The sequence below is a fragment of the Arthrobacter sp. BB-1 genome, assembly GCF_006151685.1.
GTDB lineage: Bacteria > Actinomycetota > Actinomycetes > Actinomycetales > Micrococcaceae > Arthrobacter.
On sequence record NZ_VDEV01000027.1, the window covers coordinates 133817 to 147507 of the forward strand.

Annotated in this window: 11 protein-coding genes; 4 read left to right on the top strand and 7 right to left on the bottom strand. The window is 67.0% G+C overall.

What is annotated here, in order from left to right; all coding sequences use genetic code 11:
- Positions 1 to 23 precede the first annotated feature (23 nt).
- Genes paaE through paaA form a run of 5 tightly spaced genes read right to left on the bottom strand, consistent with a single transcriptional unit; the run spans position 24 to position 4124 of the window.
- On the bottom strand, positions 24 to 1265 hold the full coding sequence (paaE, locus tag FHJ30_RS15620; RefSeq protein ID WP_139030176.1) for a 1,2-phenylacetyl-CoA epoxidase subunit PaaE: 1242 nt from the start codon (positions 1263 to 1265) through the stop codon (positions 24 to 26).
- Between the two features lie 9 nt (positions 1266 to 1274).
- Positions 1275 to 1799, bottom strand: coding sequence for a 1,2-phenylacetyl-CoA epoxidase subunit PaaD (gene paaD / locus FHJ30_RS15625; RefSeq protein WP_139030212.1), 525 nt, complete (start codon positions 1797 to 1799; stop codon positions 1275 to 1277).
- Between the two features lie 11 nt (positions 1800 to 1810).
- Positions 1811 to 2749 carry a 1,2-phenylacetyl-CoA epoxidase subunit PaaC gene (paaC, locus tag FHJ30_RS15630; RefSeq protein WP_139030177.1) on the bottom strand — a complete coding sequence of 313 codons (939 nt, stop codon included), beginning with the start codon at positions 2747 to 2749 and terminating at the stop codon, positions 1811 to 1813.
- Positions 2746 to 3123, bottom strand: a complete 378-nt coding sequence (paaB, locus tag FHJ30_RS15635) for a 1,2-phenylacetyl-CoA epoxidase subunit PaaB (protein ID WP_139030178.1) — start codon at positions 3121 to 3123, stop codon at positions 2746 to 2748. Before paaB ends, paaC begins: the two co-directional genes overlap by 4 nt.
- Positions 3120 to 4124, bottom strand: a complete 1005-nt coding sequence (gene paaA, locus FHJ30_RS15640) for a 1,2-phenylacetyl-CoA epoxidase subunit PaaA (RefSeq protein ID WP_139030179.1) — start codon at positions 4122 to 4124, stop codon at positions 3120 to 3122. The genes paaB and paaA overlap by 4 nt, the downstream gene beginning before the upstream one ends.
- Before the next feature lie 434 nt (positions 4125 to 4558).
- Between paaA and FHJ30_RS15645 the strand changes: the two genes are divergently transcribed.
- From FHJ30_RS15645 to FHJ30_RS15660, 4 genes are all read left to right on the top strand, one after another.
- Complete coding sequence (locus tag FHJ30_RS15645) at positions 4559 to 5578, top strand: hypothetical protein (RefSeq protein WP_139030180.1); 1020 nt, start codon at positions 4559 to 4561, stop codon at positions 5576 to 5578.
- A 230-nt stretch (positions 5579 to 5808) separates the two neighbouring features.
- Positions 5809 to 6783: a type IV toxin-antitoxin system AbiEi family antitoxin domain-containing protein gene (locus tag FHJ30_RS15650; RefSeq protein ID WP_139030181.1), complete on the top strand. Its 975-nt coding sequence runs from the start codon at positions 5809 to 5811 to the stop codon at positions 6781 to 6783.
- Positions 6784 to 7280: 497 nt separating this feature from the next.
- Complete coding sequence (locus FHJ30_RS15655) at positions 7281 to 7859, top strand: iron transporter (protein WP_139030182.1); 579 nt, start codon at positions 7281 to 7283, stop codon at positions 7857 to 7859.
- 87 nt (positions 7860 to 7946) lie between these two features.
- The gene (locus tag FHJ30_RS15660; RefSeq protein ID WP_240793726.1) at positions 7947 to 8549 is read left to right on the top strand and encodes a hypothetical protein; all 603 of its coding nucleotides are present in this window, start codon (positions 7947 to 7949) and stop codon (positions 8547 to 8549) included.
- Positions 8550 to 9074: 525 nt separating this feature from the next.
- Here FHJ30_RS15660 and FHJ30_RS15665 read toward each other — a convergent pair.
- Together FHJ30_RS15665 and FHJ30_RS15670 are read right to left on the bottom strand one after the other, a co-directional pair.
- On the bottom strand, positions 9075 to 11912 hold the full coding sequence (locus tag FHJ30_RS15665) for an FAD-binding and (Fe-S)-binding domain-containing protein (RefSeq protein WP_139030183.1): 2838 nt from the start codon (positions 11910 to 11912) through the stop codon (positions 9075 to 9077).
- Positions 11912 to 13651, bottom strand: coding sequence for an L-lactate permease (locus FHJ30_RS15670; RefSeq protein ID WP_139030184.1), 1740 nt, complete (start codon positions 13649 to 13651; stop codon positions 11912 to 11914). The genes FHJ30_RS15665 and FHJ30_RS15670 overlap by 1 nt, the downstream gene beginning before the upstream one ends.
- Between the last annotated feature and the right edge of the window lie 40 nt (positions 13652 to 13691).

Here is a 13691-nt window from a genome sequence, read left to right on the forward strand (position 1 = left end):
CTCCTTGTGGTGGTTGGTGGTGCTTAGACGTCGAAGTCGACCGTGACTTCCTTGCTGGTGGGGTGGCTCTGGCAGGTCAGCACGTAGCCCTTGTCCAGCTCATCCTGCTCCAGGGCGTAGTTTTCGTCCATGGTCACGCTGCCGGTGACCACCTTGGCCCGGCACGTGCCGCACACTCCCCCGGCACACGCGAACGGCACATCCGGGCGGACCCGCAGCGCGGCGTTGAGAATGGACTCCCGGGCGTGGGTGGGGCTGGCCACCTCGCCCTGCAGGCCGTCCAGCTTGAACGTGATCTTGTACGTCTCCTTGGACTCGTCCACCAGCACGGGCCGGCCGGCGTTGCCCTCCGGCTTGTCCGGCTTGCCGGACGTGAACAGCTCGAACCGGATGTTCTCCGGCTTCACGCCGCGCTCGGCCAGGGTGTCGCGGCACAGCTGCACCAGCTCGAACGGCCCGCACAGGAACCACTCGTCCACATCGTCCGCGTGGATGGCGGTGCCCAGCAGCTGCCGGAGCTTCTCGGAATCGATCCTGCCGGACAGCAGCGGCGCGATCCGCTGCTCGCGGCTCAGCACGTGGTGGATGGCCAGCCGCTGCGGGTACTTGTCCTTCAGGTCCGCGAGCTCCTCCAGGAACATCACGTCCATGGCGGCCTTGTTGGCGTAGATCAGGTCGAACCGGCACTCCGGGTTCTTGGCCAGCAGGGTGCGGGCGATCGCGATCACCGGGGTGATGCCTGAGCCGGCGGCTATTGCCACGAAACTCGCTTCCCCCTGGGAGGCGACGTCCCCCGCCAGCTCCTCCGGGTTGTTCATGGAGTTCATCCGGTTCTGCTCCATGGCCTGGCCGTCGCGGCCGAACTTGGAAACGAACGCGCCCATGGGGCTCATGACGTCCAGGGTGTCCCCGGCCTTCAGCTCGGCGTTGGCCCAGGTGGAGAACAGCCCGCCCAGGTCCTTCTTGATGGCCACGCGGATTTCGCTGGTGCCGTCCGCGAAGCTGCGCGGCTCGGCGCAGATGGAGTAGCTGCGGCGGATTTCCTTGGGCTCACCCGTCTCGTCCGGCAGCGTGGTGCGCAGGGCGACGTACTGGCCGGGCAGGTAGTCGAACTGGCCGGCGAGCTCCTCTGGGACGTGGAAGCTGACTTCGATGGCGTCCTCGGTGAGCCGGCGCACCTCCTTCACGGCGAGGGTGTGGAAGGACGGACGACGGCGGCCGGTGGCCTGCGCCTCTTCGGCGGCGGTCTGGCGGACAACAGGCATGGGGCTTCCTTACAGCACTTTGAAGTAGTCGAACGGTTCCTTGCAGTCCTGGCAGACGTACAGCGCCTTGCAGGGGGTGGAGCCGAAGCGGGTGAGTTCCTTGGTGTTCAGGCTGGCGCACTGCGGGCACTTGACGGCCATGGTGAGGCGGATGGGGCCGGCGTGCCGTGCTGCGTGGCTTTTCCCGGTGGGCGGGGCGATGCCGTACTCCTGCAGCTTCGCCTTGCCTTCGTCCGTCATCCAGTCCGTGGTCCAGGCCGGGGCGAGCACCAGGTCAACCTCGACGTCCGTGTAGCCCTCCTTTTCGAAGGCGGTCTTGACGTCGTCCCGGATGGCGTCCATGGCCGGGCAGCCCGAGTACGTGGGGGTGATGGTGACTTTGACGTGTCCGTCCTGTCCCACCTCCACCTTCCGCAGGATCCCCAGGTCCGCGATGGTGAGCACGGGGATCTCGGGATCGCACACGGTGGCGGCGACGTCCCAGGCGCGCTGCTCCGGCGTCGTACTCTTGCTCTCAAAGTCACTGACGTAGATGGCCACGGCACTCACCAGCTTGCCCCGGGGTGCTCGCGGGCCAGCACCTGCATCTCGGCCAGGATGTAGCCCAGGTACTCCGAGTGCCTGCCCTGCCGGCCGCCGCCGGGTGCGGCGGGAACGTCCGGGACCTCCAGCCCGGCCTCGGTGAGGACTTCTCCCGTGAGCCGGTCAAAGTCCTCTTTGAGCGAGGAAGGCGCGACGGCGATGCCCGCCCCGGCGAGGCGGTCCGTCAGTTCGTCGTCGCGGAAGAGTTCCTCCACGTACGGCCACATGATGCGGAAGCCGTGGATCATCCTCTTCCGGGATTCCTCCGTGCCGCCGGCCAGGCGGAGGACCCACTGGGCCGCGTGGTCCCGGTGGTAGTCCACTTCCTTCACGGCCTTGGCGGCGATGGCGGCCAGGGTGGCGTCCTTCGATTCCGTGAGGCGGCTGTAGAGCAGGTACTGGTAGTAGCCCACCACGAACTGGCGGGCGATGGTGGCCGCGAAGTCGCCGTTGGGCTGCTCGAACAGCTGGACGCTGCGGAACTCGTGCTCGCGGCGGAAGTAGGCCAGGTCATCCTCGGACTTGGGCGAGCCGTCCTCTTTGGTGAGGGCGCCGCCGGCGTAGCTGAGGAAACTCCGGGCGTGGCCCAGCTGGTCCAGGGCGATGTTGCCCAGGGCGATGTCCTCCTCCAGCTCGGGGGCGCGGGAGATCCAGTGGCCCAGGCGCTGGGCGAGGATCAGGGCGTCATCGCCCAGCCTCAGTGCGTACTCGGCGGTGTCTTCGCTGGGCTTGGCCAGGCCGGTTTTGACTTCGAGGGCGATGTCCTCCGGGCGCAGGGCGTTGCCGGGGGTGATGCGGGTGGCGGAGGCGTTGGAGTCGCCGCTGCCGGACGGGACTGCGACGCCGGTGGAGATGTCGCCGTGGCCGGCTGCTGCTTCGGTGTTTGTGGGGGGCGTGCTCACAGGTGCTTTACCCCTTCGCTCTTGGTGTAGTACGTGGCGTGGCGGTAGTCCTTGCCCTGGGGCGACTCGAAGAACGAGCCTTTGGCGTCCGGGTCGCTGGCGGCGATGGCGTCCGCGGGGACAACCCAGATGGAGACGCCCTCGTTGCGGCGGGTGTAGAGGTCGCGGGCGTTGCGCAGTGCCATGGCGGCATCGGGCGCGTGCAGGGAGCCGGCGTGGACGTGGCTCAGGCCGCGGCTGGACCGGACGAAGACCTCCCACAGGCCCCAGGCGTGGTCCGTGTGTTCCTTGGGTGCCGGGCTGGCTTTGGGGGCTTCGCGGTTGATCTCCGTGGCCGAGCTGGCGGGGGCTTCGGGGTTGCCGTGGGGGCTCATGCTGCGTATTCCTTCTGCTTGTTAACCTGCTTGGCTGCATAGGCGGCCGCTGCCTCGCGGACCCACGCGCCGTCGTCGTGCGCTTGCCTGCGGCGCTCAAGGCGCTGGGAGTTGCAGGGGCCGCGGCCGGCCAGCACCTCGTGGAACTCGTGCCAGTCCAGCGGGCCGTGCTCCCACTTTTTGGTGTCCTCGTTGAAGCGGACCTGGTCATCCGGGAGGGTGAGCCCCAGGACCCGGACCTGCTCCACCATCATGCCCACGAAGCGGCTGCGGAGCTCGTCATTGCTGAAGCGCTTGATGTTCCATGCCATGGACTGCTTGGAGTTGGGCGAATCGTCGTCCGGCGGGCCGAACATCATCAGGGCAGGGGCGTACCAGCGGTTCACCGCGTCCTGGGCCATCTGCTTCTGTGCAGGGGTGCCGTTGGAGAGTTCCAGCAGGATCTCGAAGCCCTGGCGCTGGTGGAACGATTCTTCCTTGCAGATGCGGACCATGGCGCGGCCGTAGGGGCCGTAGGAGGCGCGGCACAGCGGCACCTGGTTGCAGATGGCGGCGCCGTCCACCAGCCAGCCGATGGCACCCATGTCCGCCCAGGTCAGCGCCGGGTAGTTGAAGATGCTCGAGTAGCGGGCCTTGCCGGCGATCAGCGCATCCGTCATCTCGTCCCGGTTCTGGCCCAGGGTCTCGGCGGCGGAGTAGAGGTACAGCCCGTGGCCGGCCTCGTCCTGGACCTTGGCCATGAGGATGGCCTTGCGCTTCAGGCTCGGTGCCCGTGAAATCCAGTTGGCTTCCGGCTGCATGCCGATGATCTCGGAGTGTGCGTGCTGGGAGATCTGGCGCAGGAGGGTCTTGCGGTAGGCCGGCGGCATCCAGTCCTTGGGCTCGATGCGGGAGTCCTCGGCAATGACGCGGTCGAAGTTGGCCTGGCCTGCCGCATCTTCCGTTTCGCTGGTTCCAGCGGTTCGCTCAGCCGGCACTGACTGCAAGTTCTGCGCTGCCATGGTTGCTCCTATGCAAAGACCTTCGGGGGCGGCCAGAATTATTTACCGACCGTTCGTTCAGGATATGCGGAAGCGCGAGGGGCCGTCAAGCGCCCACCACACTTCTCCACTCCCAGCGTCATCCACTCGGGCGGATGCCAAAGCAGCCCCTGGCTTTCCGCTTCCGGCTGCTCCCGCAGCCCGCCACCTCGTGCGAAAAGTGCGCGCCGCCGCCGTAATGTCCAAGAAATTTCCCGCCCGCCTTGGACCGCGGACATATACTGGCGGCCACGCCGAATCGGGCGTAATAACAGCCATAGGTCTCCTCCAGTCGGCGTTTGGGCACCGCCGACAGCACCCAGCCCCCACACATTTTTCCTGCATGCCTGACGCCTGGCCTTCATGAAACCGGTGTTTGCACGGACGTCAGAGTCGACTTCTAAGAATGGATGGTCATGAGACGGTTCCTGGTATTGATGAGTGCTGTTGCGCTGGCCTGCCTTGGCATGCCGGTGCTGGTTCCTGGTACTGCCCAGGCTGCGGCGGGGCCCTGCATTGGCGCACCTGCAGCCGACGGGACGAACTACGCAGAAACGCGGCAGTTCGTTGACACCCAGGCATGGTGGGTGCCGGATGTGGACCAAGCGAATAACTCCACCACCAACTCGGGCCACGTGCATCTGGGGGCGTGCATACCCGAGCGCGAAACGATCAGCTCCGGCAACCTCACCGTGAAAGTGAGGGTGGTTCTCCACGACAACCCCGGCAAGGCGAACTACGTCTCCATGGTGTTCAAAACCTCAGACAGCGAAACAACCGTCCAAAAATGCTACCTGCGGGCCACTGCATCCAACTTCAGTTGCCCCGGGCCTGCAAGCAACGGCAAGGGCGATTTTGTGTGCTCCGGCACCTGCGAGCGGTGGCTGACGTTCTCGCAGCCGATCTCTGCATTCAACCATTCCGGCCTGCAGGAGGTCCGCTTCCGCGCGTTCGTCCCCGAGCCGGACAGCCAGCAAATGGTCGCGAGCTTCAACTGGCAGGTGGGCATCCAAAACGGAAAGTCCCCATCAAACGTCTCGAGGTACTCGTTCCTCCGCGGCAAGGGGTGGTACACGCACGCCCTGTACTGCGAGGCCTCGCTCCGCAGCGCGCCTCTTCCCGATGGCCCGGTTTCAGGTATCTGGACGCCAGTAGTGGGGCTGACCACCCACCCCGACGGCTCACTCCCGGCCACCCGCTCATTCATGGCGGTCGACCCGGACTTCCATGCTTCCCCGCCAAACCGCGGAACCGTACTGTGGGACGCCGCCGGCCCCTATGGTCCCGAACCTTTTGGAGCCGCTCCCCTCTCCATTGACACCCGGACCCTGGCCAACGGCGTGCACAAGCTGCACCTGCGGACGTCATGCCGCGACAACACGCTGGGTTCAACCAACTCCGGCGTGACTGTGGTTCCCTTCACGGTGGCCAACTGACGGCACCCGCGGCGGCACCGGCGTCGTGTTTCGCGTTTGGAGGCAGTACGCCCTGCTGAGGTGCTCGACTCGCACATTCAGTTTCGACGCGGATGCTCCCCTGTGCAGCCCATATATCGGGTGCGCCAGGTCAAGGGAGCGTCGAAACGGAACAAGCGCGTCGAATGCCCTTGTCCACATAGCAGCAGGAACCCCTCCCACGGGCGCCGCGCAGCTGGGATCGTCGGTCCATGCCGGATATTCCACCGCTCATCTTGTCCCGGGAACGCATCCTGCTTGGGATCACCCCGAATGAGCTCGCCAAGCGCGTGAAGGCCGGCACTTTGGTGCGCCTCCGGCACGGCGTGTACACGGAGGGAGTGGCCTGGCGGAACCTGAAGCCATGGGAGCAGTACCGCCTCCGCGTCCAGGCAGCCGCCGAAACGTTCGAAAAACCCACGGTCTTCGCGCGGCACTCCGCAGCCAGCGTCTGGGGAGTCCCCACCGTGGGCCTGCACCACCCGGTGGAGGCGCTCACCATGAAGAACGACGGCGGCCGGTCGCGGGCTGGCGTCCGCCGCCACTACGCGGCGCCGGCGGGGCTTCATGTAGTCAGGCGGGAGGGCCTCCTTGTCACAGACCGCATCCGCACCGTCCTGGACCTGGCAGCGCATACTCCCTTCGCCGAGGCCGTTGTACCTATGGACCATTTGCTTCGCCCGGACAGGATCCGGGGGCTGGCTGCCATCACCAAGGGGGAACTGGAGGGTGACATCGAACCGAACTATTCCGCTGCAGCTGGGCGGAGGATCCGCGCGGTTCTTGAGTTTGCCGATCCCGCCTCGGGGTCGGCGGGAGAATCCTTAAGCCGGGCCCTGATTCATCTGGCCGGCTTCCAAGCTCCGGTTCTCCAACATGAGTTTGTGGACGCAACCGGCATGGTGGGCTACGCGGACTTCTATTGGAAGCAGTGCAAAGTTGTCGGCGAATTCGATGGCGAGGAAAAGTACGTCAAGCCGGAATACCTCAAGGGATGGACCGCGTCGCAGGCCGTCATAGCGGAAAAGAAGCGCGAGGACCGGATGCGGGCTCTTGGACTGAAGGTTGTGCGCTGGCATTGGGCCGACCTCATGGAAGCCGGGGCGCTGGAACGGAAGCTTGCAGCGGCCGGCGTGCCCCGCCGTCGTACACGCTCTGCCGTAATCGACTCGCGAACGCGTCCGTGACGCGCATAATCCCTGGCGCCCCCGTAATCCCCGCGTCGACAAGGAATCTGCGCGTCGAGGAGGAATCAGCGCAGCGAACCAGCTCCCGGTAGTCAGCCAGGGTGCTCGAAGAGGTGACCGGCTTGGCGTGCGTCTAAGCGGGACCAAGAGGAGCCTGAAAGCCAGCCACCCTTGACGCAGCGCGCTGAAGGTGGACTCGAACCGCCCGAGGAAGCTTTTGCAGATCCGGGTTCGGGGCTTCCTGAGCCGCAACCGAAGCAACGCGGCGCGGCCTATGGGGAACCGCTGTCGATCGCTTCAGCCCGCCCCGTAACAGTCGTCGAATTAGCGCATGAAAAGTTTGCATAATTCCTCGGCACAGGTAATCTTCCGGTTTAGGTAAGGCTAACCTTGGCGTTTAGGCAAGGCTGCACTGCCTCTGTTTCACCCTCCCCAGCGTGGGCTTTCAGTCCCGCCACACCGCAGTTGTTCAAGCACCCCAACCAGAGGAAATTACGATGCTTCGCGCCGCCCTTGCCGCACTGGCCACCCCCCTTGCCGTCCTCGCACTTAGCGGTTGCGGCACCCAAGCCGCCGCAAACACCCAAGCCTCCGCAAAGGAAGAGGCGTTCGCTGTTCCGGCCGGCGTTCAGGAGCAGTACCAGGTGCTGGCCGATGAGCTTGCCGAGAAGGGCAAAACGGTCGACTCCGGAGAATGGACCGTCAACCTGATCACCGAGGCCGCCGAGCCGTGGTTTGACGAGCACGGCACGCATTTCCGTGCTCCGGAGGCCGGCGAGACCCATCACATCGAGATCATCCCGGTTGAGACGTCCACCGGCAGGATCGTCCCGGACGTCCCCATAAAGCTCGAGGTAGTGAACGCCCAGGACAAGGTGGTGCAGGAGCTGGACCTGAACTTCTACTACTCCACCTTCTACCACTACGCCAACAACTTCACGGTTCCCGAAGCCGGGACCTACACGCTGCGTGCAACCCTCGGTGTCCCCACTTTCAACCGCCACGGGGAAGAGTCTGAGACCCCGGCCCTGGCCAAGGGCGCCACCGTGGAGTTCAAAGACGTCGAGCTGAGCTAGGTTCCACATGTCGCTTTCCACCCCTCCGCGGCGCTGCGCCGTACAGCGCCGCGGGGAACAGCGCAGCGGGGTTCCGCGATGACAGGCATGGCAACGCTTCGGCCTGCCCCGCCGGAGACGGCGCGCCCGCCGGCACCGATGTCACGCCGGCAAATGCAGCGGCTGGTCCTCCTCGGGGTGCTGTGCACGGCCGGATGGCTGGCTTCGGTGCTGGTGGGGCATTTTGTGGACTGCGGGCCGGAACTCCACCGGATCGGGCTTGCCGTTCATATCCTTGCCCTGGTCCTGTCCTTTGGCACCATCCTGGTGGTCGACTGGCTGGGTCTGCTGTGGCTGCTCGGCAAGATGGAAATGCACGAGTCCGGGAAGCTTGAGGCCGCAGCAAAGCCGCTCATTTGGGGCGGCCTGGCCCTCCTGCTGGTTTCCGGCGCACTGATCAGCCCCGATCTGGCCAACATGGTCACAGTGGTCAAGCTCGTCGCCGTCCTGGTGCTGATGCTCAACGGCCTCAGCATCGCACCGGCCATGCACCGGCTGCTCGCGCTCCCGGCCCGCACACGCTTCAGCGAGTTAACCCGCAGGCTGCGTCTCCGGCTCCTGATCGCACTGACCATCTCCCAGACCTGCTGGTGGACTGCGGTGCTCATCGGACTCATCAACAGCACGCTGCGCCGCTGGGCCGGTGCCTGAGCCTGGCGCGCCCTGCCGCAACATCACTGCCAGGTGCGCACCGCCGTCGTCTCCCGGCCCAACGAGGTAGCGCTAAGTGTCATTTTGAACCCTCAAAACGACACTTAGCGCTACTTAGTTGGGGATGGGACCCAATCCCGGCCGTGTGGACGAGGGGTGGTTTGCAGCCGGCGGCACTCATCCTGGGTCCACCCGTGCGGACAATCGCCTCCAGCGCTTTGTCTCCGTTGTTCGCCCAGGCGCGGGCCGCCGTCGTGCGTTCCTGCCCAGGTACTGTTCCTGCCACCTGGGGGCGCGCCGCGGACGACGGCGTGTCCCGCCTCTGCAGGGTGTCTCCCCGAAAGCAACTGGGCGGGAACGCACGCCGGGCAGCCAGACGCTCGATCGCTTCCTGCTTGGCAAGTGAGAGAGCGTCGCCCGAAAACCCACGTCAAGTGAGAGAGCGTCGCCTGAAAACCCACGTCAAGTGAGTGAGCGTCGCCCGAAAAGCCACGTCAAGTGAGAGAGCGTCGGTGGGGGGGGGGGTTAGCGGGTTACCTCCTCCAGCAGCTCGAGGACGTGGCGGTAGTCGGCTCCGGTTGCCCGGGTCATGCCCAGCTCGCAGGTGCGGTTGCACGACGCATGGGCCGACGCCCCCAGCTCGGCAACCTCCTCGCCCTGTTTCCGGGTGGCGGATGCCGTGAGCTCGGGGTGGAGCATGCCACGGTCCCCCGCGAATGCGCAGCAGCCCCAGTTCACCGGGACATCCACCTTCTCCGCCACCGCAGCCGCCACCGCATCCAGGGAACCGTTGATCCCCATGCGCGTGGAGGAGCAGGTGGGGTGCAGGGCCAGCGACTCGAGCTTTGCGTGGTCCGGCAGCTTGGGCAGGATGTGCTCGGCGGCGAAGTCCACGGCATCCACGATCCGCAGCGGCCGCTGGCCCACCAGCGGTTCGTCCGATTCCACCGCCTGGCGCAGTCCCTCCGTGCAGGACGACGCATCGCAGATGATGGCAAGTTCGCCGTCGCGGGTGGCCTCCCGGAGCGCCGCCAGGGTCTTCCGGCGCATCGTCTCCTGGCCGGCCGCCATGCCCTTGGAGGACCACGGGGTTCCGCAGCAGAGCCCGTCGATCCCCGCCGGCACCAGCAGGGTGATGCCTGCCCGCGCGCACAGCTGCTCAAAGCTGTACTGCACGCCCCGCCCCGAAGCCGGCCCATCAGGAGACGAACCCGCCCCAGCCGGCCCGAACATCGTCCCCACGCACGCAGGGAAGTAGACCGCGTCCGGCGCCCCGACCGGCGTCGGACGTTTCCGCACGGAACCGCCGCCCGGCAGCTCCGGCGAGTACAGCGGCACCGTGTCCGTCCCCAGGACAGCCCGGGCCGCCTTGTTCGGCGCCGCCACCGCCGCGGCGGGCAGCTTGTCCACCACGGTCAGGGCCAGCGAGGCGCCGCGGGTGACGCCCTCCCAGTGCTTCGCGGCGGCGTTCCAGGCGCCGTTGGTCACGGGCCCGGCATCGGAACGCCGGAGCCGCTTGACCAGCAGCCCGGTGTTAATGTCCACGGGGCAGGCCGTCTGGCACATGCCGTCCACGGCGCAGGTCTGCACGGACTCGTAGTCGTAGTCCTTTTCCAGCTGCTGCACCAGCGCCATGTCCCCGGCCAGGCGGGCGGACTCGATGGCGCGCAGGGTGACGATCCGCTGCCGCGGCGTGAGGGTGAGGTCCTTGCTGGGGCACACCGGCTCGCAGTAGCCGCAGGAAACGCAGCGGTCCACCTCCTCGGCCACCGGCGGGGCCGTCTTGATGTGGCGCAGGTGCGCCTGGGGGTCGTCGTCCATGAGCACGCCGGGGTTCAGCATCCCGGCGGGATCGAACAGCTCCTTGATCCTGCGCATCACGCCGTACAGTTCGTCCCCGTACTGCCGCCGCACGTAGGGCGCCATGACCCGGCCGGTGCCGTGCTCGGCCTTGAGTGAGCCGCCCTCGCCCAGGACCAGGTCCACCATGTCCTCCGTGAACGAGCTGTACCTCTCCAGCTCCTCGTCCGTGGTGAACCCGTCCGTGAGCATGAAGTGGACATTGCCGTCCTTCGCGTGGCCGAAGATCACGCTGTTGCTGTAGCTGTACTTGTCGAACAGCCCGATCAGCTCCCGGCAGGTCCGGCCCAGGACGGGCACCGGCACCACAATGTCCTCCAGCAGTGCCGTGGTCCCCTGCGGCCGGGCGCCGGCCACCGAGGCGTACAGGCCCTTGCGGAGGTGCCAGAGCCCGGCCCGCGCCGAGGCATCGCCGGTGAACCGGGCCTCGGCCGAGAGGTTCAGCCCCGCCAGGAGGGCCTCGCCGCCGTGCTGGAGGGCCGCCAGCTCGTCCTGCCCTTCGGCCGAATATTCGACCAGCAGCGCGGCATGGTCCCGCACCGCAAGATCGCGTACGACGGCGGGAGTCCCCTTCAGCCCCTGGCCCACCTTCAGGGACAGGGCGTCCATGAGTTCCACCGTGGCCGCGCCGGAACCCACCAGCTCCGGCAGCGCCGCGTTGGCCGCCTGCAGGTCCGGGAAAACCAGCAGGCCGGTGGCAGCGTGCGGGAGCCGCGGGATGGTGCGGAACACCGCCTCCGCCACGAAGCCCAGCGTGCCCTCGCTGCCCACGATCAGGTGGGCCATGATGTCCACCGGGCTGCTGTGGTCCAGCAGGGAGTTCAGGCCGTAGCCCATGGTGTTCTTCATGGAGAACTGCTGCCGGATCCGGCGCACGGAATCGCTGTTGCCGCGCACCCGCGCGGCAAGCTGCGCCAGGCCTTCGTACAGTTCCGGCTCCAGCGTCCGCAGCTTGTGGTCCGCGTCCGGCGCCCCGGTGTCGATGACCGTGCCCGAGGGCAGCACCACGGTGAGGGACTCCAACGTCTGGTAGGCGTTGTCCACGGTGCCGCAGTTCATCCCGGAGGAGTTGTTGGCCACCACCCCGCCCACCGTGCAGGCCGCCTCGCTGGCAGGATCGGGGCCGAACTTGCGCCCGTACGGGGCCAGCCGCGCATTCAGCGCGCGCACGGTGACGCCCGGCTGCACGCGGACCCGGGCGCCGCCGTCGAGCACTTCAACGTCCCGGAAGTTGCGCCGCACGTCCACCAGCACGCCGTCGGTGACCGCCTGGCCGCTGAGGCTGGTGCCGCCGGAGCGGAAGGTCAACGGGACGCCCTGTTCGGCGCTGGCGCGCAGGAGCCCGCCCACGTCCGCCGCGCTTCCGGCCGTCACCACGGCCTGCGGGATGAGCAGGAAGTGGGAGGCGTCGTGGGCGTTGGCGTGCAGGTCGATGGCCCGGGTCTTGACCTGGGCAGGATCGTTGACTGCCGAGCGGAGGCCGGCGAGGTCCAGGGACGCCATCAGGGTACCATCCAGCCCAGGACGGGGGTGGACTGCAGGAAGATCAGCAGCGTAATGAGGGCCAGGAGGCCCAGGCTCCAGCCGACGAGCTTGCGGAACAGGGTCCCTTCGGCACCGTCAAGGCCCACCGCAGCCGAGGCGACGGCCAGGTTCTGCAGCGAGAGCATCTTGCCCATCACGCCCGCGGAGGAGTTGGACGCTGCCATCAGCACCGGCGACAGTCCGGTCTGCTGGGCGGCGGTGGCCTGCATTTGCCCGAACAGCGAGTTGGAGGAGGTGTCCGAGCCGGTCAGGGCGACACCGATCCAGCCGATCAGGGGCGAGAGGACGGCGAAGAAGCCGCCGGCCGAGGCCAGGGCGAACCCCAGTGTGGTGGTCTGGCCGGACAGGTTCATCACGAAGGACAGCCCCAGGACGGCGGTCACGGTGACGATGGTCCAGCGCAGCTGCACCAGGGTGTCCCGGTAGATGCGCAGGCCCTGCGACGCGGTGATTTTGTAGAGCGCCATGGTGATGATGCCGGAGAGCAGCAGCAGGGTGCCGGTGGCCTTGATGTGGTCCAGCTTGAACTTGGTTGCCGCCACCGGCTTGCCGGCCGAATCGGTGATGTCCAGCCCGGGCCAGGCGAACGTTACGCTGCCAACCTGGCTCAGCCACGCCTTGACGGGCGGGATCTGGGCCACCGAGAACACGGCGATGATGATCAGGTAGGGGGCAATCGCGAGCCAGATCTGGCGCGGTGCGGGCCGGGAGTTGTCTGCGGGGACCGCGTCCGCTCCAGTGCCGCCGCTGCCGTGCACCGCCGTCGTGTCTTCCTTCGGCGCGGTGCCGCCGGTGCGGCCCGTTCCGCTGGCGCTGACGACGGCGGGGCGGACGACGGCGGGGACCGCAGCCGCCTGCACGGCGCCTCCGATGCCAACATTTTCCGCCGGCTGCCAGACCTTCAGCATCAGCAGGACAGCGGCAACGGTGACGACGGCGGCCACAACGTCCGTCAGTTCCACGGCGAGGTAGTTGGAGGTGACGAACTGCGCGGCGGCGAACGCGGCGCCGGCCACCAGGGCTACGGGCCAGGTCTGCCTCAGTCCGCGCTTGCCGTCCACGATGAAGACGAGCAGCAGCGGCACGATCAGGGCAATGAAGGGCGTCTGGCGCCCGGCCATCGAGGAGAGGTCATGAAGCGGCAGGCCGGTGACGCCGTTGAGGGCGATGATCGGGGCAGCCATGGCACCGAAGGCAACAGGTGCCGTGTTGGCCAGCAGCGAGACCACGGCCGATTTCAGCGGCTTCATGCCGGCGGCCATCAGCATGGCCGCCGAGATGGCCACGGGGGCGCCGAATCCGGCCAGGGACTCAAGCAGCGCGCCGAAACAGAAGGCGATCAGGATCGAGAGGATGCGCAGGTCGTTGGAGATGGAGCGGATGGTCCGGCCCAGCACTTCAAACCAGGGGGTGGCCACGGTGAGCCGGTAGATCCACAGCGCGTTGACCAGGATCCAAAGGATGGGGAACAGGCCGTAGAAGATGCCGGCCGCGGTGGCCCCCAGGGCCTGGCTGACGGGCATCCGCCAGCCGACAACGGCCAGCACGAGCGACAGCGCAAGGCTGGAAAGGGCAGCTACGGGTGCCTTGACCCTGAAGACGCCCAGGAGGACGAAGAGCAGGATGAGCGGAAGGGCCGCGCAGAGGGCGGAAATCAGTAGGGACCCGGCAATGGGATCGAGGATCTGCTGAAACATGTGTCTCCAGATGTGTGTGAAGCGTCACAACTCCGTGGCG